Origin of the sequence: Bradyrhizobium sp. SPXBL-02, from assembly GCF_051853065.1 — a bacterium.
In the GTDB taxonomy this organism is placed as follows: Bacteria; Pseudomonadota; Alphaproteobacteria; order Rhizobiales; family Xanthobacteraceae; genus Bradyrhizobium.
Map to the genome: position 1 here is coordinate 8,165,205 of NZ_CP182474.1, position 18,320 is coordinate 8,183,524.

Sequence of the window (18,320 nt, forward strand, 5' to 3'; positions counted from 1 at the left end):
TGTGTGTCGACCAACTACTTCATCAATCCCGCGGCCGTCAGCGCGCGGGTGATGATCTGGCCGATGTCGAAGCCGCGCGCCATTTCGCGCTGCGGCTCGGCCGGCTCTGCGGCAACCGCGGTGCGGATCGAGCGGGCGAGATGCGGCGCAGGCGAGAGCGCCGGTTTCGCGGCAGGCTTCGTAGCGGACTTCATGGCAGGCTTGGCCTCCGCCTTCTTCGTGGCGGCGTCCGGAATCCAGCCGGTGAGGCCGAAGAACTTAGCGATGTGATAGGACGATGAGATGCCGGCCTCGATCAGGAAGGCGCCTTCGATGCCGTAGCGCTGATCGTTGTCGGCCAGCCCAAGCGGCGTGCCGTGCGCCATGTCGGTGATGGCAAAGGACTCGACCAGCGTCTCGCCGTCCTTGTCCCACCAGGCCTGGCGCGGATAGCCGTCGACATTGGTCTCCGCCATCGGCACTTCGGGCAGACCGTGCAGGTCGAGCCACTGCTTGACGATCTCGTTGGCATTGCCGGGATTGACGGTGCGGTCGGCGCTGCCGTGCCACACCGAAACCCTCGGCCAGGGCCCACGATGATCGGAGGCGCTGCGCACGAGATCGCCGAGCTCGCGCGCGGGACGCGCCGGAGAATGAAACATGCCGTCGAGCGCCTCGCGCAGATTGGAAGCGATGCCGTAAGGCAGCCCGGCAATGATCGCGCCGGCGGTAAAGACTTCCGGATAGGTCGCGAGCATCACCGAGGTCATGCCGCCGCCGGCCGACAGGCCGGTGATGAAGACGCGCCTGGGATCGATGCGATGCGCCTTCACCATGTGCGCGATCATCGCGCGGATCGAACGCGGCTCGCCGCTGTCCCGCGCGGTGTCCTCCGGATTGAACCAGTTGAAGCAGGTGTTGGCGTTGTTGATGCGCTGCTGCTCGGGCATCAGCAGCGCAAAGCCGTAATGCTGCGCGAGCGTCGACCAGCCCGCGCCGAGATCGTAACCGGCCGCCGTCTGCCCGCAGCCATGCAGCACGACGACGAGCGCGCGCGGCCGCTGCAATTGCGCCGGCACGAACGCGAACATGCGCAAGGCGCCGGGATTGTCGCCGAAGCCAGTGACCTCCTGCAGCGGGCTGAATCCACCTGCACCGCGGCCGGGCTCGGCGAAGCGCAGTCCGTCCAGCCTGGGCAGACGTCTCAAGAGATCGATATTTCTGGCTAATGACACGGCAATGTCCTGGTGGGCGACGTTCAACGTCCAGCCCAACCAGATAGTTGCTGCGTTGCAAAATAAAAAGACCGTGCGCTGTCGATCTCGGTGAAATTCGCGGGAAGACCGCAGGATTCCGCAGGTATTAACAGCAATGCCTCGACTTCCTGCAGAGGCGCGGCGCATCCGCGCCGGAAATGCGGCGCGGGGTCACGGTTAATGTCACAAACAGCGCGATCGAGACGAGAAAGGCTACGCGTGCTGATTGCGGCCATTCCGGCCGCATTTCCGATCTGATCGTCGCGCCATAGCTGAAGACGATCATCCTGGGCGCCAGCGCGTGCGCCTCTTCATTCGATCGCAGATCGCTTCGCCTCTCGGCGAGTCCGATATCACTTGAGCGACGCCCTCTCGACACGTCATTGCGAGCGCAGCGAAGCAATCCAGAGTCATGCCGCGGAGATACTCTGGATTGCTTCGCTGCGCTCGCAATGACGGCGTGGCACCATCGAGACACTGAATTACATCAGCCCCCGCTGAGGCTCCCCTCCTCGCTTCGGCGCATGCCTGCATTCCACCACGCGGGACATCGCGTGATTGCGTTCGTGCCGTCAGGCACGTAGCCTGACACGACCAACAAACAGAAAATTCAGCCGGAGAGAACACATGGCGCGCCTGAAGTTCGGAGCCTTTCTTGCCCCGCATCACCCGATCGGGGAGCATCCGATGCTGCAGTTCCGGCGCGATCTCGACCTCGTCGAGCAGCTGGATGCGCTCGGCTATGACGAGTTCTGGTGCGGCGAGCATCATTCCTCGGGCTGGGAGATGATCGCCTCGCCCGAGATGTTCCTGGCCGCGGCCGGCGAGCGCACCAAGCGGATCAAGCTCGGCAGCGGCGTGGTGTCGCTGCCCTATCACCATCCCTTCAACGTCGCCCAGCGCATGGTGCAGCTCGATCATATGACCGGCGGCCGCGCCATTTTCGGCTCCGGACCGGGCGCGCTCGCCTCCGATGCGCACACGCTCGGCATCGATCCGATGACGCAGCGCGACCGCCAGGACGAGGCGATCGGCGTGATCCGCCGCCTCTTCAACGGCGAGCGCGTCACCGCCAAGAGCGACTGGTTCACCATGAACGACGCCGCGCTGCAGATTCTGCCCTTGCAGGAGGAGATGCCGTTCGTGGTGGCCTCGCAGATCTCGCCCTCCGGCATGACGCTGGCCGGCAAATACGGCATCGGTATCATCTCGCTGGGCTCGATGACGACGCAGGGCTTGATGTCGCTGCAGCAGCAATGGCAGTTCGCCGAGGATGCCGCCAAGAAGCACGGCACCAAGGTCGATCGCGCCGACTGGCGCGTGCTCTTGACCTGGCACATCGCGGAGACGCGTGAACAAGCCCGACGCGAGGCCGGCGCGGGCCTGATGCGCTGGCACAACGAATATAATGTCGGCACGCTGCAGCGGCCGGGCCTCACCGCGTTCTCCTCGCCCGACGAGGCCGTCGACAAGACCGCCTTCGTCGAGGGCGCGGCGTCCACCATCGGCACGCCCGACGATCTCGTCAAAACCATCAAGAACGTGATGCAGGTCTCCGGCGGCGTCGGCGCCATCATCGGCTTCGTGCACGACTGGGCCAATCCGGAAAACACACGCCGGAGCTGGGACATGGTGGCGCGCTACGTCGTGCCCGAGATCAACGGCTACATCGACGGGCTGCGCAGGTCGCAAAAATTCGTGATCGAGAACCGCGCGATCTTCGAGCGCGCGGGCCAGGCCGTGATGGCCAAGATCATGGAGAACGAGAAGGCCGCCGAGGCGCTGAAGGTCACCGGCCCCGGCCGCGTCGCCATTCCCGCCGTCAACGCGCCGGATCTGCAGAAGGAAGCGGCGAAGCGGTAGGGCAAGGCTCAGCTCATACAGAACTTCTCGGCGGCGCCTGAGCGAGCGCCTCGTCCTTCGAGACGACCGCTTTCAGCGGTCTCCTCAGGATGAGGCTAGGCGGCATCGGAATCCGTTGAAACTGCTGCCGCGCACTCCGTCCTCATCCTGAGGGCCCGCCGAAGGCGGGCATCTCGAAGGATGGCCGCAGGGAGGCTCTCAAGCGCCGTTGCCCTCGCTGCGGCGCCGATGGCGGCTGACGACATTGTGCATGAGACGATCGGCGCGCTGGCCTACCTCGATATGCTATGCTCGCCGAGCCAGCCAATCGGAGCGATCGTCATGTCGATGCAGAATTTGGCCGCCCCTGCGCTTCCGTTCACTCCGCCGCGGCGCAACGAGCTGACCCACATTCCCGGCGACGAAGGCTGGCCGATCATCGGCAAGACCTTTCAGGTGCTCGCCGATCCCAAGGGCCACATCGAAGCGAACGGCGCCAAGTACGGCCTGGTCTACCGCACGCATTTTTTCGGCGAGACCAATGTCGTGCTGCTCGGGCCCGAGGCCAACGAGCTCGTGCTGTTCGACCAGCAGAAGCTGTTCTCCTCGACTCATGGCTGGGACAAGGTGCTGGGGCTGTTGTTTCCGCGCGGATTGATGCTGCTGGATTTCGAGGAGCATCGCCTGCATCGCAAGGCGCTCTCGGTCGCCTTCAAATCCGGGCCGATGAAGTCCTATCTCGGAGATCTCGACCGCGGCATTTCCGCGCGCGTCGCGCAATGGAAGGCCAAGCCGGGCGAGATGCAGCTTTATCCGGCGATGAAGCAGCTCACACTCGATCTCGCCGCGGCCTCGTTCCTCGGCGCCGATATCGGGCCCGAGGTCGACGAGATCAACCGCGCCTTCATCGACATGGTGGCGGCCGCCGTCACCCCGATCCGCCGTCCCCTGCCCGGCACCCAGATGGCGCGAGGGGTGAAGGGACGCAAGCGCATCATCGCCTATTTCCGCGAGCAGATTCCGCTGCGACGCGGCAATCACGGCGGCGACGATTTGTTCTCGCAGCTCTGCCGCGCCACCCATGAGGACGGCGCGCTGCTGTCGGACCAGGACATCATCGACCATATGAGCTTCCTGATGATGGCCGCGCACGACACGCTGACCTCGTCGCTGACCTCCTTCATCGGCGAGCTCGCCGCCAATCGGGACTGGCAGGACCGGCTGCGCGCGGAGGTGCTCGCGCTCGGTCTCGTCTCCGGCGCGCCGACCAGCTTCGACGATCTGGAAAAGATGCCGCTGACCGAGATGGCGTTCAAGGAAGCGCTGCGGATCAAGCCGCCGGTGCCGTCGATGCCGCGCCGCGCGATGCGCGATTTCAGCTTCAAGGGTTTTGCGATCCCCGCCGGCACAGCGGTCGGCATCAACCCGCTTTATACGCACCACATGAAGGAGATCTGGCCGGAGCCGGACCGTTTCGATCCCCTGCGCTTCACCGAGGACGCGCAGCGCGGCCGCCACCGTTTCGCCTTCGTGCCCTTCGGCGGCGGCGCGCATATGTGCCTAGGCCTGCACTTCGCCTACATGCAGGCGAAGTGTTTCGCGCGGCATTTCCTGGAGAACATCGAGGTGTCGCTCGCACCAGGCTACAAGCCGGACTGGCAGATGTGGCCGATCCCGAAGCCGCGGGACGGGCTGCGGGTGCGAGTGAGGGCGGTTTAGCGTCACCACCGTCATTGCGAGCGAAGCGAAGCAATCCAGACTGTCTCCCCGGAAACAGTCTGGATTGCTTCGTCGCAAGGGCTCCTCGCAATGACGGAAGCCTAGTCTCGTAGGGTGGGCAAAGCGAAGCGTGCCCACCATGCCTCGCCGGGTTCAAACATCGATGGTGGGCACGGCGCGCGAAGAGCGCGCCTTTGCCCACCCTACGGCACCGTCGGCGGGGGCTTCTACGCCCCCTGATCGAACGCCTTGCGCAGGGCCACATAGCCCTGCTGCTGCAGGCTCCAATTGCGGCCGCCGGTCATGGCGCCGTCGACGACGAGGTCGTGGCCGTTGATGAAGCTGGATTCGTCGCTCGCCAGGAACACTGCGGCCTGCGCGATGTCGTCGGGGAGGCCGGCCCGCGGGATCGGCTGCGCGGTCTTGTAGACCTCGCGCATCACTGCCGGCGTCTTCTCGGCGGCATCGGTCGAGAGCCCCAGCGCCTTGCCGAAGATGCCGGTCGCGATCGCACCGGGCGAGATCGCGTTGACGCGGACGTTGGATTCGCCGAGCTCCATCGCCACGCATTTGGTGAGGTGGATCACCGCCGCCTTGGCCGCACTATAGACCATCGACGACGAGAAGCCGGCGAGGCGGCCAGCAATGCTGCCATTGTTGATGATGCTGCCCGCGCCCTGCTTCTTCATGTAGGGCGCGGCGTGCTTCATGCCGAGCATGACGCTGCGCACCAGCGTCGCCATGGCCGCATCGAACCGCTCGACCTCGAGGCCCTCGATGCCGCCGGTCTGTGCCGGCCCGCCGGCATTGTTGAACAGGCAATCGATCCTGCCGAACTTGTCCACCGCAAGCGCGATCAGCGCCTGCATCTGCGCTTCGACGGTGACGTCGGTCTGACGGAAGATGCAACTCTCCCCGAGTTGCTTCGCCAACGCCTCGCCTTCCGGCACGCGCCGACCCGCGATCACAATTTTGGCACCTTCGGCAACGAAGACTTCCGCAGTGCGCAATCCGATGCCGCTCGTCGCTCCCGTAATCACCGCAACCTTGCCGTCCAGCCTGCCCATGGAATGTTCCTGTTTTCGAGCGATTTGATGCCAAAAGGCGAATGCCGGCCGCCGTCGCCGCAGCGGTCACTATCCCTGCCCGCTTCCGACAAGGCAAGCTATGCTTGGACGAGCGGCATGCGTAACATCCTCGCGGGCCGCTCGATCGTCGTACGCCCATCGCAACCGGGCAGCGCATGAAGAAGCTGATCGACGAGTTCCGCAAGGGCTGGCAGGGTACGGCGCCGCCTTCGCTCGGTCTGAGCATCGGCTTTGCGGTGGTCTGCCTGTTGGGTGCAACCCTGGTCCGCTGGGGCCTCGCTCAGGTTCGTCCCGACATCTATTTCACGCCCTACTTCCCGGCCGTGTTCTTTGCTGCGGCCCTGGGCGGCTTCCGGATCGGCATCGTGACGGCGCTCGTCGGCGGCGTGCTCGGCGTCGTCCTCAATTTCGGCGATGCTTTTGCCGATCGCGCGCGGTTTGCCCTGCTGGCACTTTACTGGGCCGTGTGCGCGATGACCATCTGGGGTGTCGAGCATTATCGCACCATGCTGGCCGAGCAGCGCCGAATTTCCAAACGCCTGATCGAGGAAGAAGATTATCGCAAGCTGCTGGTGGAGGAGCTCCAGCACCGGCTGAAGAACAAGCTGTCCACGGTGCATGCGGTGCTGCACCAGGTGCTGCACGACCAGCCGCAGGTCTGGGCCCGGGTCGATCCGCGGCTGCGCTCGCTGGCCGCAACCGACGATTTGATCTCGCGGATCGACAAGGCCGGCTGCGACATCCGCGACCTCCTGATCTCCGAGCTCGGGCCTTACGGCCATGTCCGCTTCACGCTCAACGGCGAGCGGCTGTTCCTGCCGCCGAAGCTCGCCGTCACGCTGTCATTGATGTTTCACGAGCTAGCCACCAATGCGGGCAAGTACGGCGCATTCTCCGCCCCGCGCGGTCTGTTGCAGGTGTCATGGACCATCATCGACGACCGCCTGACCGTCACCTGGGACGAAACCGAAGGACCGAGCGTGGACAAGGTGTCGGAGCCCGGCTTCGGCACCAAGCTCTTGAAATCGGCACTCTCGGCTTTCGACGGCAGGACCGAGATCTCGTATCTGAAAACCGGTCTGCATTGCATCATGCAGTGTCGAATTCCACGAAGCGAATAGAACATCGCGACATGAAAGGTGTAATCCTTCCCCCCGCTTGCGCGGTGGCGCAATCGCGTGCGGCATTTGCGCGACCTGAGCAAGCGCCTCGTCCTTCGAGACGACCGCTTCGCGGTCTCCTCAGGATGAGGCTAAGCGGCCTCGGTGTTCGCTGAAACTGGCGCAGCGCGCTCCGCTCCTCATCCTGAGGGCCCGCCGACGGCGGGCGTCTCGAAGGATGGCCGCAGGCGAAATCGCTCCCACGCGCATACCTCGCGCTGTTTTGCTGAGCGCGTTGACGCTCTGTTAATGACGATCGTCGGCGCGCGTCGGATCCTCGCAAGTTTTCTCCAAAACACCCCCGTATTTCTCCCGACCCCTTAACCAAACTTAAGAGGGAACCGCGGAAGATCGCGCCCATTGCTAAAGGCGCGCTCAAACAACAAGATTCATGACTTCTATGAACGACAATCGATATTCCGGCGCGACTGAAGCCGAGCTCGGTTTTCTCAAGGAAATCGTTAGAATGCTGCCGGCCGGCCTCACCGTGCAGGACGCGAATGGCGAACTGCTGCTGGTCAACGATGCCGCCGCCGCGCAGCTCGGCCTGGATGGCAGCCGTCCTTCACCCGATCTGACGCCGCGCCGCGAAGCCTGCCGGCAGGCACTGAGCGCCGGCCAGCCGGTCGTGACCGAGGAAGCGCTTCACGCCGGCGCCGCGCGAAAGGTGCTGCTCACGACCCATCGTCCGGTTCGTCTCGACGGACGCGAGCTCCTGATCTCGGCATCCTCCGACATCACCGAGCAGAAGAACTTCGAGGACCAGCTGTTCCGCTCGGCCTATTTCGACGAGCTGACCGGGCTGCCCTCGCGGCGCGTGATCGAGCACCGCGCCAATGCCCTGCTCGCGCGCGACCGCGGCGACGAACGCTTTGCGCTGGCCTTTCTCGACGTCGACAATTTCAAGCACATCAACGATTATTACGGCCACGCCGTGGGCGACGCGCTGCTGGTCGAGTTGTCGAAGCGGCTCGGACGGGACTTGCGCGATTCCGACATGCTCTCGCGCATCTCCGGCGACGAATTCCTGCTGCTGCTGTCACCGATCCAGGGACAGGAGGAAGTCGCCGAATTCATGCAATCGACGCTGGAGCGGCTGACCGCGCCGTTCTTCATCGACCATTCGGAAGTGTTCGCCTCGACCTCGGTCGGCATCAGCCTCTATCCCGACCATGGCGGCAGCTTCGAGACGCTGCGGCAGAACGCGGACATCGCGATGTACCGCATCAAGAACAACGGCAAGGGACTGGCCGCTTTCTTCGATGCCAGCATGGAGCGCGAGGCGCAGGCGCGGATGAAGGTCGAGCAGTCGCTGCGGCTCGCGATCCTGGAAAAGCGCTTCTGCTGCGCCTTCCAGTCCAAGGTCGACATCCGCACGCAGGCGGTGAAGGGCATCGAGGCCTTGGTGCGCCTACGTGACGACGAAGGCGTGATCCAGGCACCCGGCTCGTTCATCAATCTTGCCGGCGAACTCGGCCTGATCGACGAGCTGACCCATCTCGTGCTCGCCGAGATCGTCAAGTCGATCGACCTGATCAACGACACGTTCGGCCCGGAAGCGACCATCAGCATCAACGTCGCCGCCAAGCAGGCCGGCAATCCCGAGTTCATGCGCAGCTTTGCGCAGGCGCTGGACGACACCGGCTTTCCGCAGCGGTTCATGATCGAGGTGACGGAAGACGCCTTCGTCGCCAAGAATCACTTCCAGGCTGAGATCCTGCCGATGTTCCGCAAGCTCGGCGTCGGCATCTCGATCGACGATTTCGGCACCGGCTATTCCTCGCTCTCGGCGCTCGCCGACATCACCGCCGACGAGATCAAGATCGACCGCTCCTTCATCACCGACATCCATAAGCGTCCGCGCAGCCAGGGCATCCTGCGCGCGATCGAATCCTTGAGCGAGGCGCTCGGCATGACGGTGATCGCCGAAGGCCTCGAATCCTACGAGGAGCTGGCCTATCTGCAGGCCGCCACCAAGATCCGCTACGCGCAGGGCTATTACTTCTCGCGGCCGATCTTCCTGGAGGAGCTGAAGCTCGCAACGCCCTCGTCGAGCGAGGCGCGGGTCAGCGTGGCAAGCCGCCCCGCGCAACAGAACCGCCAGGGCTATTCACGGGCGAGCGGGTATCGGCGGTAGGGGCAGCGCAACACATCCCGCTGTCGTCCCGGGGCGCGCAAAGCGCGAGCCCGGGACCCATAACCACAGAGCGCAGTTGCTGCGCGACGCTCCCACTCAGAGTCTTCGCCAAATTGCTCCCTGGGGGTATGGGTCCCGGGCTCGCTTCGCGCCCCGGGACGACAGCAATTGCTGGAGCTGGCTTCAGCCACCAATTCCCCCTTTGAAATCGCTACACTTTTGGTAATACACAGGCGGACCTCCCCGAGGTATCTCATGCCTGCCGCTTCCTCCTCGATCAGCGATCCCGCCTATCTCCGTGCGCGCGCGATGGAGACGCTGTTCGAGCGGCTGGAGAAGCTCTGCGAGGGCGCGATTGCGATCGATCGCGGCGGGCGCGTCGTCTACGTCAACGAGAAATATCTTGCAGCCCTCGGCCTCAACCATCCCAGCGAGGCGATCGGCCGGTCGATCGAGGAGGTCATCCCCAACAGCCTGATGCGGAGGGTGGCAGAGACCGGCGAGCCGATCCTGCTCGACATCATGGAGCTCGGCGGCGAGCAGCTCGTCGTCACCCGCATGCCGATCGAGGACGAGAACGGGACGGTGATCGGCGCGATCGGCTTCGTGCTCTACGATCATCTCGAAAGCCTGAAGCCCCTGCTCGCCCGCGTCGCCCAGCTCGAGAGCGATCTGCGGCTGGCGCGGCGGCAATTGTCCAACGCCCGCGCGGCGCGTTTCACCTTCGCCGATTTCGTCGGCACGACGCCGGCCATCGCGCGCGCCAAGGAGCTCGCCAGCCGCGCCGCGCGGCAGAGCGTCACGGTGCTGCTCACCGGCGAGACCGGGACGGGAAAGGAGATGCTGGCGCAGGCGATCCACAACGCCTCCTCGCGCGCCGAGAAGCCGTTCGTCAGCGTCAACGTCGCCGCCATCCCCGAGACGCTGATCGAATCGGAGTTCTTCGGCACTGCGCCGGGCGCCTATACCGGCGCCGACCGACGGGGACGCGAGGGCAAATTCCGCATTGCCGACGGCGGCACGCTGTTCCTCGACGAGATCGGCGAGATGCCGCTGCAGCTCCAAGCAAAGCTGTTGCGGGTGCTCCAGGAGCGCGAGATCGAGCCGCTCGGCTCGGACAAGATCACCAGGGTCGACGTCCGCGTCATCGCCGCGACCAATGTGGACCTGCGCAAGCGCGTCAGCGACGGCGCATTTCGCGCCGACCTCTACTACCGTCTCAACGTGCTTTCGGTCGACCTGCCGCCGCTGCGCCACTGCCTGGACGATCTCCCTGACATCTGCGCCCGGCTGCTCGACGACATCAGCGCATCGGGCGACTACGTCAAGGCGAAGATCACGCCGAGCGCGCTCGCTGCGCTCGCTCGTTACGACTGGCCGGGCAATGTCCGCGAGCTCCGCAATATCCTCGAGCGCGCACTGATCCTCAGCGATTCCGGGCGGCTGACCGGCGAGGATGTCGCCCGCATTCTCCCGATCGAGACCGAGGTCAGGCTTGCACCGCCCGAGCGCCCGGCCGGATCGGTGGTGCCCTATGCCGAAGCCGAGGCCGAGTTCGAGAAGCAGACACTCGAACAAGCGCTCGCCGCCAGCAACGGCCAGATCACCGAGGCCGCCAGGATGCTGCGGATCTCGCGTGCGACCTTCTACAAGAAGCTCGCCAAATTCGGCCTCGCCTCGGGATCGGCGCCCGTCTGAGTTTCGAGACATGGGAGTGTCCGGAGTCTCGGATTCCGGACACCGCATCCGGCCGCTCTTCGGGGGTGAATTGCAGGCAATTGCCGCAGATTTCAGCCGTTTTGCGCGGCACTGCGGGATCTGGCGCGGACCTTGCTATCCGCTTTGCCGTCTTTCCTTCGCGAGGAGCAACCTGTTCCGGGGCAGCTCTTCGCGATAAGATCAAGCAAAACAAGGCCTACGGTCCAGGGAGCGGGAGGAACGCCGTGAGCCATCATCCAGCTCTGCCTTATCTGCGCAACTCCGAGAAGGGCAAGGTCGTCTCGGCGAATGAAGCCGTCATGCTGATCCGCGACGGCGACACGGTGGCGACCGGCGGCTTCGTCGGCATCGGCTTTGCCGAGGAGATCGCGGTCGCGCTGGAGGAGCTCTATCTGTCCCACGAGGGCGATGCGCCCTATACGCAAGGCAAGCCGCGCAACCTGACGCTGGTCTATGCCGCCGGGCAGGGCGACGGCAAGCAGCGCGGCCTCAATCATTTCGCGCATGAAGGCCTGGTGCGGCGCGTGATCGGCGGGCATTGGGGTCTTGCGCCGAAATTGCAGCAGCTCGCGATCGCGAACCAGATCGAGGCCTACAACCTGCCGCAAGGCGTCATCACGCATCTGTTCCGCGACATCGCCGCGCACCGCCCCGGCCACATCACCCGCGTCGGCATGGGCACCTTCGTCGATCCCCGGCACGGCGGCGGCAAGCTGAATGCGCGCACCACCGAGGACCTGGTGGAGCTGATCACGCTGCGCGGCGAGCAGTGCCTGCTCTACAAGACCTTTCCCATCGACGTCGGGATCATCCGCGCCACCACCGGCGATCCCGACGGCAATCTCACCATGGAGAAGGAGGCGCTGACGCTGGAAGCGCTCACCATCGCCATGGCGGCGCACAATTCCGGCGGCATCGTCATCGCCCAGGTCGAGCGCGTCGCCGAGGCCGGCAGCCTCAATCCGCGCCAGGTCAAGATTCCCGGCATCCTCGTCGACTGCGTCGTGGTAGCGAAGCCGGAGAATCACTGGCAGACGTTCGGCACGCAATACAATCCGGCGTTCTCGAGCGAGATCCGCGTCCGCGCCGCCTCGCTGCCGGTGATGCCGATCAGCGAGCGCAAGATCATCGCCCGGCGCGCCGCGCTGGAGCTGAAGGCCAACAGCGTCGTCAATCTCGGCATCGGCATGCCGGAGGGGATCGCCTCGGTCGCCAACGAAGAGCGCATCATCGATCTCATCACGCTGACGGCGGAACCCGGCGTGATCGGCGGCATCCCCGCGAGCGGCATCGATTTCGGCGCGGCGATCAACACGCAGGCGGTGATCGACCAGCCCTATCAGTTCGATTTCTACGACGGCGGCGGCCTCGATGCCGCCTTCCTCGGCCTCGCCCAGGTCGATCGCGTGGGCAACCTCAATGTCAGCAAATTCGGACCGAAGCTTGCCGGGGCCGGCGGCTTCATCAACATCAGCCAGAACGCCAAGGAAGTGATCTTCGTCGGCACCTTCGGCGCGGGCAAGCAGCGCATTGCGGTGAAGGACGGCAAGCTCGCCATCCTCGACGAGGCCAAGTCGCGCAAGTTCGTGGAGAGCGTCGAGCACGTCACCTTCAGCGGCCCGTTTGCCGCCGCGCGCAAGCAGCGCACGCTGTACGTCACCGAGCGTTGCGTGTTCGAGCTCCGGCCGGGCGGGCTCGAGCTCATCGAGATCGCGCCCGGCATCGACATCGAGCGCGACATCCTGCGCCTGATGGATTTCAAGCCGCTGATCCCGCGCGATCCGGCGCTGATGGACTCGCGCATTTTCGGCGACGGGCTGATGGAGCTGCGCGAGCGCCTGCTCACGATCCCGCTTGACCAGCGCTTCACGCTGGACGAGCAGCAAAACCTGTTCTTCGTCAACCTGGAACGCTATCCGCTGCGCAGCAAGACCGAGATCGACACCATCGCTGCCATTGTCGAGGCCCGCCTGGCGCCGCTCGGACGCCGGGTCTACGCCATCGTCAATTATGACAATTTTTCCATCCTGCCGGAGCTGATGGACGATTATTCGGCCATGGTCCGCAGCCTCGTCGACCGCTTCTATTCCGGTGTGTCGCGCTACACCACGTCGGGCTTCCTGCGCATCAAGCTCGGCGAAGCCCTGGAGAAGCGCGGCGTCGCGCCGCACATCTTCGAGAGCGCGGAGGAAGCGCAGTCTGATCGGCGTCAAGCCGAGGGCGCCGGCGATGCGCGGCCAGCTCAAAAATGATGCATGTTCGAAAGGCCGAGATGCTCAGGCGGAAGGTTCAATTGCAATGTCTGTAACGTTGTGCAAATCGCTGTTGCCGAGAAACTTTGAATCAGGAGGGACCATCGTGCGTCGATCACTCATCATAGCAACAACCATTCTCGCGCTCGGCGTGGGCACCTCCGCGCTGGCCGACGATCTCAAGATCGCGCTGATCTACGGCAAGACCGGTCCGCTCGAAGCCTACGCCAAGCAGACCGAGACCGGCCTGAAGATGGGCTTCGAATACGCCACCAAAGGCAGCATGACGCTCGACGGCCGCAAGATCGTCATCATCACCAAGGACGACCAGGGCAAGCCGGACCTCGCCAAGGCCGCTCTCGCGGAAGCCTATCAGGACGACAAGGCCGACATCGCGATCGGCACGACGTCGTCGGCCGCGGCGCTCGCCATTCTTCCCGTCGCCGAGGAGAACAAGAAGATCCTGATCGTCGAACCCGCGGTCGCGGACCAGATTACCGGCGAGAAGTGGAATCGCTACATCTTCCGCACCGCGCGCAACTCCTCGCAGGACGCGATCTCCAACGCGGTCGCGATCGGCAAGCAGGGCGTCACCGTGGCGACGCTGGCGCAGGACTACGCCTTCGGCCGCGACGGCGTCGCCGCCTTCAAGGAGGCGCTCGCCAAGACCGGTGCGACGCTCGCGGCGGAAGAATATGCCCCGACCTCGACCACCGACTTCACCGCGGTCGGCCAACGCCTGTTCGACGCGCTGAAGGACAAGCCCGGTCGCAAGGTGATCTGGGTGATCTGGGCCGGCGCCGGCAATCCGCTGGCCAAGCTCCAGGACATGGATCCGAAGCGCTATGGCATCGAGCTCTCCACCGGCGGCAACATCCTGCCGGCGCTCGCAGCCTACAAGGGCCTGCCCGGCATGGAAGGCGCGACCTATTACTTCTATGAGATCCCCAAGAACCCGGTGAACGACTGGCTGGTCGCCGAGCACCAGAAGCGCTTCAACGCGCCGCCGGACTTCTTCACCGCGGGCGGTTTTGCGGCTGCGATGTCCGTCGTCGCCGCCGTCACCAAGGCGAAGTCGACCGACTCCGAGAAGCTGATCACCGCGATGGAAGGCCTGGAGTTTGATACGCCCAAGGGGAAGATGGTGTTCCGGAAAGAGGACCATCAGGCGCTGCAGAGCATGTATCACTTCAAGGTCAAGGTCGATCCGAACGTCGCCTGGGCCGTGCTCGAGCCGGTGCGCGAGCTGAAGATCGAGGACATGGACGTTCCGATCAAGAACAAGCGGTGATTTCTTCACCTCTCCCGTAGGGAGAGGTCGGCGCGAAGCGCCGGGTGAGGGGTACCACCCTCTCGTGGGACCTGTGCCCCTCACCCGATTTGCTGCGCAAATCGACCTCTCCCCTTCGGGGAGAGGTGTCACAACCAGCCGACACGCTTGAACCCATGCCCCTCACCCTCGAAACCCGCGATCTCACCATCCGCTTCGGCGGCCATGTCGCGGTCAACAATGTCTCCTGCACGTTTCGCCCGGGCGAGCTTACCGCCATCGTCGGGCCGAACGGCGCCGGCAAGACCACCTATTTCAATCTGATCTCGGGCCAGCTGCGGGCATCTGGCGGCAGCATCCTGTTCGACGGCACCGACATCACCCAGCATTCCGCGCCGATGCGGACCCGTGCGGGTCTCGGACGCGCGTTCCAGCTCACCAACCTGTTTCCCAACCTGACGGTGGAAGAGAATGTTCGCCTCGCGGTGCAGGCCGCTAGCGGCACCCATTACGAGATGCTGCGGCCCTGGATGGTGCGGCGCGACCTGATCGCGCGCGCCGACGCCATTCTCGACCAGGTCGCGCTTGGCAATCGCCGCGGCGTCACTGCGACCGCGCTGTCGCATGGCGACCAGCGCAAGCTGGAAGTGGCCCTGATGATCGCGCTGGAGCCAAAGGTGTTCATGTTCGACGAGCCGACCGCCGGCATGAGCATCGACGAGGTGCCTGTCGTCCTCAACCTGATCGCGCAGCTCAAGCAGGACAGGAGCAAGATTATTTTGCTGGTCGAGCACAAGATGGACGTGGTGCGCTCGCTCGCGGACCGCATCATCGTGCTGCATAACGGACAGCTGGTGGCCGACGGCGTGCCTGCCGAAGTGATCGCCTCGCCGATCGTGCAGGAAGCCTATCTCGGCGTCGCGCCCAAGAACGCTATAGAGAGCGCGGCAGGGAGCGCATCATGAGCGATCTCCTCAAGCTGTCCGGCGTGCACACCCATATCGGGCGCTATCACATCCTCCAGGGCATCGATCTCACGGTGCCGCAAGGACAGGTCACGATGCTGCTCGGCCGCAACGGCGCCGGCAAGACCACGACGCTGCGCACCATCATGGGCCTGTGGCAGGCTTCAAAAGGCGAGATCACCCTCGCCGGCCGGCGCATCGAGAGCCTTGCGACGCCCGACATCGCGCGGCTCGGCGTCGGCTACGTGCCGGAGAGCATGGCGGTGTTCTCCGATCTCACGGTGAAGGAGAACCTGGTGCTGGCGGCGCGCGACGCGCCGATCGACGACACGCAGCTGGATTGGATCTTCGGCTTCTTCCCGGCGCTGCGCCGCTTCTGGCTGTCGCGCGCGGGGAGCCTGTCGGGCGGGCAGAAGCAGATGCTGTCGATCGCCCGCGCCATCATCGAGCCGCGCAAGCTGCTCCTGATCGACGAGCCGACCAAGGGCCTCGCGCCCGCCATCGTGATGGCGCTGATCGAGTGCCTGAAGGAGATCAAGCGCAAGGGCGCGACGATCCTCCTGGTCGAACAGAATTTCTTTGCCGCCCGCGAGCTCGGCGACAACGTGCTGGTCATGGACAACGGCACCATCGTTCATCGCGGCGAGATGGCGGCGCTCGCCGCCGACGTGCCGCTGCAGGAGCGGCTGCTCGGCCTGAGCCTGGAGGCGCATCAGTGACAGACCTTGCCGCAACCGATCCGCTGCCGAAGCCGAAGCGCGACCTCGCGCCGATCCTGCTGCCGGTGGCGCTGGCGCTGCTGATGATCCCGCTGATCGGATCGACCTCGTCCTGGCTGACCCTGACCGCCGCGAGCCTTGCCATGGGCATGATGATCTTCATCATGGCCTCAGGGCTCACGCTGGTGTTCGGCCTGATGGACGTGCTCAATTTCGGCCATGGCGCCTTCATCGCCGTCGGCGCCTATGTTGCCATGCTCGTTCTGGCGCCGTTCGCGGCCTCCATCCAGGCCGACTCGCTCTGGACGAACCTCGCGGTGCTGGCCCCGGCCGCGCTGCTGTCGATGGCGGTGTCGGGCGCGCTCGGCCTCGTCGTCGAGCGCGTGCTGATCCTGCCCGTCTACGGCCAGCACCTGAAGCAGATCCTGATGACGACCGGCGGCCTCATTGTTGCGGAACAGACGCTCTATGCGCTGTGGGGACCGCAGATCATCCCGATGCCGCTGCCGGCCTCGCTGCGCGGCTCCTTCATCCTCGGCGACGTCGCGATCGCCAAGTACCGCGTGCTGGCGATGCTGATCGGGCTTTCTGTCTTCATCGCGATCCAGCTCGTGCTCAACCGCACCAAGCTCGGCCTCTTGATCCGCGCCGGCGTCGAGAACCGCGAGATGGTCGAGGCGCTCGGCTATCGCATCCGCCGCCTGTTCCTCGGCGTGTTCATGACGGGATCGGCGCTGGCCGGCCTCGGCGGCGTGATGTGGGCGCTCTATCGCGAGCAGGTCCACGCCTCGATGAGCGACGACCTCACCGTGCTCATTTTCATCGTCGTCATCATCGGCGGGCTGGGATCGATCGGCGGCTGCTTCATCGGCGCCATCCTCGTCGCCATGGTCGCCAATTACGGCGGCTTCCTGGTGCCGAAGCTCGCCCTCGTCTCCAACATCCTGCTGATGGTCGCCATTCTGATGTGGCGGCCGCGCGGCCTCTATGCGGTGACCAGCCGATGATGATCCTCTCGGGCGATCCGCCGCGCAGCCGCGTCCTGACCCTCGTTCTCGTCGTCATCATCCTGGCGCTGGCGGCGACGCCGTTCCTGTTTCCGGGCGCCAAGGCGCTGAACGTCGCGGCCAAGATCTGCGTCTTCGCAGCCCTCGTCGCTTCCTACGATCTCTTGCTCGGCTATACCGGGTCGGTGTCGTTCGCCCACACCATGTTCTACGGCATCGGCAGCTACGCCATCGCGATCGCGCTGTACGGGATGGGTCCGAATTGGGCCGCGGTCGGCACCGGCATCGTCACCGGCCTGCCGCTCGCCGCGTTGCTGGCGCTCGCGATCGGGCTGTTCTCGCTGCGCGTCGCCGCGATCTTCTTTGCCATGATCACGCTCGCGGTCGCCTCCGCCTTCCAGGTGTTGGCCTCGCAGCTGTCCTGGCTGACCGGCGGTGAGGACGGGCGCAGCTTCCAGCTGCCGGAGCTGCTCCGCCCCGGCACGGTGCTGATCCCCAAGAACCTGTTCGGCTTCGAGATCAACGGCCGCATCCTGACCTTCTACCTGGTGTTCGCGATCTCAGGCCTGATGATCCTCGCTCTGCTCCGCGTGGTGAACTCGCCGTTCGGGCGCGTGCTGCAGGCGATCCGCGAGAACCGCTTTCGCGCCGAGGCGCTCGGCTTCCGCACCGTGTTCCACCTGACCTACGCCAACTGCCTTGCGGCCCTCGTCGCCGCCAGCGCCGGCATCCTGAACGCGCTGTGGCTGCGCTATGCAGGTCCCGACACCTCGCTCAGCTTCTCCATCATGCTGGACATCCTGCTGATGGTGGTGATCGGCGGCATGGGCACGATCTACGGCGCGATCATCGGCGCCACGATCTTCATCCTCGCGCAGAACTATCTGCAGTCGCTGATGGGCGTCGCCTCCAAGGCGGCGGACGAAGCCGGCCTGCCGCTGCTGCCGGGGCTGTTGCATCCCGACCGCTGGCTGCTCTGGCTCGGGCTGCTGTTCATAGCCAGCGTCTATTTCTTCCCGACCGGCGTGGTCGGACGGCTGCGCCATGGCGGCGGCAAGAAGACCGCCGGCCCCTCGCATTAACCGATGATTCATGATGCAGCGCTGTGATTGCGGCGCGCACGACACAATCCTCGCGCGTGATACCCGCGGTGCTGCATATGGATGTGCGATCAGCCCAGCTGCATTAATGCTTAGGTAACTGGCTT

At 64.8% G+C, this 18,320-nt stretch carries 13 protein-coding genes; 11 read left to right on the plus strand and 2 right to left on the minus strand.

Annotated elements, in window-relative coordinates; translation table 11 throughout:
- Positions 1-14: 14 nt before the first annotated feature.
- Positions 15-1,214, minus strand: coding sequence for an extracellular catalytic domain type 1 short-chain-length polyhydroxyalkanoate depolymerase (locus ACNJYD_RS37890; protein ID WP_439364953.1), 1,200 nt, complete (start codon positions 1,212-1,214; stop codon positions 15-17).
- A 648-nt stretch (positions 1,215-1,862) separates the two neighbouring features.
- Between ACNJYD_RS37890 and ACNJYD_RS37895 the strand changes: the two genes are divergently transcribed.
- A complete protein-coding gene (locus tag ACNJYD_RS37895; protein ID WP_439364954.1) occupies positions 1,863-3,098 on the plus strand; it encodes an LLM class flavin-dependent oxidoreductase in 1,236 nt (411 codons plus the stop codon).
- 321 nt (positions 3,099-3,419) lie between these two features.
- Positions 3,420-4,796, plus strand: a complete 1,377-nt coding sequence (locus ACNJYD_RS37900) for a cytochrome P450 (protein WP_439364955.1) — start codon at positions 3,420-3,422, stop codon at positions 4,794-4,796.
- Between the two features lie 227 nt (positions 4,797-5,023).
- Here ACNJYD_RS37900 and ACNJYD_RS37905 read toward each other — a convergent pair whose 3' ends face one another.
- A complete protein-coding gene (locus ACNJYD_RS37905) occupies positions 5,024-5,863 on the minus strand; it encodes an SDR family NAD(P)-dependent oxidoreductase (protein WP_212255770.1) in 840 nt (279 codons plus the stop codon).
- 176 nt (positions 5,864-6,039) lie between these two features.
- Here ACNJYD_RS37905 and ACNJYD_RS37910 point away from each other — a divergent pair, with 176 nt between their 5' ends.
- From ACNJYD_RS37910 to ACNJYD_RS37950, 9 genes are all read left to right on the plus strand, one after another.
- Positions 6,040-7,005, plus strand: coding sequence for a sensor histidine kinase (locus tag ACNJYD_RS37910; protein WP_172787928.1), 966 nt, complete (start codon positions 6,040-6,042; stop codon positions 7,003-7,005).
- Between the two features lie 439 nt (positions 7,006-7,444).
- Positions 7,445-9,181, plus strand: coding sequence for a putative bifunctional diguanylate cyclase/phosphodiesterase (locus ACNJYD_RS37915; RefSeq protein WP_212255769.1), 1,737 nt, complete (start codon positions 7,445-7,447; stop codon positions 9,179-9,181).
- Between the two features lie 255 nt (positions 9,182-9,436).
- Positions 9,437-10,879, plus strand: a complete 1,443-nt coding sequence (locus tag ACNJYD_RS37920) for a sigma-54 interaction domain-containing protein (protein ID WP_212255767.1) — start codon at positions 9,437-9,439, stop codon at positions 10,877-10,879.
- A 245-nt stretch (positions 10,880-11,124) separates the two neighbouring features.
- Complete coding sequence (locus tag ACNJYD_RS37925) at positions 11,125-13,152, plus strand: acyl CoA:acetate/3-ketoacid CoA transferase (protein ID WP_439364956.1); 2,028 nt, start codon at positions 11,125-11,127, stop codon at positions 13,150-13,152.
- 106 nt (positions 13,153-13,258) lie between these two features.
- Positions 13,259-14,443, plus strand: a complete 1,185-nt coding sequence (locus ACNJYD_RS37930) for a substrate-binding domain-containing protein (protein WP_439364957.1) — start codon at positions 13,259-13,261, stop codon at positions 14,441-14,443.
- 155 nt (positions 14,444-14,598) lie between these two features.
- Positions 14,599-15,387 (plus strand): ABC transporter ATP-binding protein, encoded by a 789-nt coding sequence (locus ACNJYD_RS37935; RefSeq protein WP_439364958.1) that lies wholly within the window; start codon positions 14,599-14,601, stop codon positions 15,385-15,387.
- Positions 15,384-16,106, plus strand: a complete 723-nt coding sequence (locus ACNJYD_RS37940) for an ABC transporter ATP-binding protein (protein WP_439364959.1) — start codon at positions 15,384-15,386, stop codon at positions 16,104-16,106. Before ACNJYD_RS37935 ends, ACNJYD_RS37940 begins: the two co-directional genes overlap by 4 nt.
- Positions 16,103-17,113 (plus strand): branched-chain amino acid ABC transporter permease, encoded by a 1,011-nt coding sequence (locus tag ACNJYD_RS37945; protein ID WP_439364960.1) that lies wholly within the window; start codon positions 16,103-16,105, stop codon positions 17,111-17,113. Before ACNJYD_RS37940 ends, ACNJYD_RS37945 begins: the two co-directional genes overlap by 4 nt.
- Positions 17,110-18,195 (plus strand): branched-chain amino acid ABC transporter permease, encoded by a 1,086-nt coding sequence (locus ACNJYD_RS37950; RefSeq protein WP_439364961.1) that lies wholly within the window; start codon positions 17,110-17,112, stop codon positions 18,193-18,195. Before ACNJYD_RS37945 ends, ACNJYD_RS37950 begins: the two co-directional genes overlap by 4 nt.
- The last annotated feature ends 125 nt before the right edge of the window (positions 18,196-18,320 follow it).

What these genes read in the sequence shown, in the direction of transcription:
- ACNJYD_RS37895 (WP_439364954.1), top strand. Translation starts at nt 1,863, where the DNA reads ATGGCGCGCCTGAAGTTCGGAGCCTTTCTTGCCCCGCATCACCCGATC.
- ACNJYD_RS37900 (WP_439364955.1), top strand. Translation starts at nt 3,420, where the DNA reads ATGTCGATGCAGAATTTGGCCGCCCCTGCGCTTCCGTTCACTCCGCCG.
- ACNJYD_RS37905 (WP_212255770.1), bottom strand. Translation starts at nt 5,863, where the DNA reads ATGGGCAGGCTGGACGGCAAGGTTGCGGTGATTACGGGAGCGACGAGC.
- ACNJYD_RS37910 (WP_172787928.1), top strand. Translation starts at nt 6,040, where the DNA reads ATGAAGAAGCTGATCGACGAGTTCCGCAAGGGCTGGCAGGGTACGGCG.
- ACNJYD_RS37915 (WP_212255769.1), top strand. Translation starts at nt 7,445, where the DNA reads ATGAACGACAATCGATATTCCGGCGCGACTGAAGCCGAGCTCGGTTTT.
- ACNJYD_RS37920 (WP_212255767.1), top strand. Translation starts at nt 9,437, where the DNA reads ATGCCTGCCGCTTCCTCCTCGATCAGCGATCCCGCCTATCTCCGTGCG.
- ACNJYD_RS37935 (WP_439364958.1), top strand. Translation starts at nt 14,599, where the DNA reads ATGCCCCTCACCCTCGAAACCCGCGATCTCACCATCCGCTTCGGCGGC.
- ACNJYD_RS37940 (WP_439364959.1), top strand. Translation starts at nt 15,384, where the DNA reads ATGAGCGATCTCCTCAAGCTGTCCGGCGTGCACACCCATATCGGGCGC.
- ACNJYD_RS37950 (WP_439364961.1), top strand. Translation starts at nt 17,110, where the DNA reads ATGATGATCCTCTCGGGCGATCCGCCGCGCAGCCGCGTCCTGACCCTC.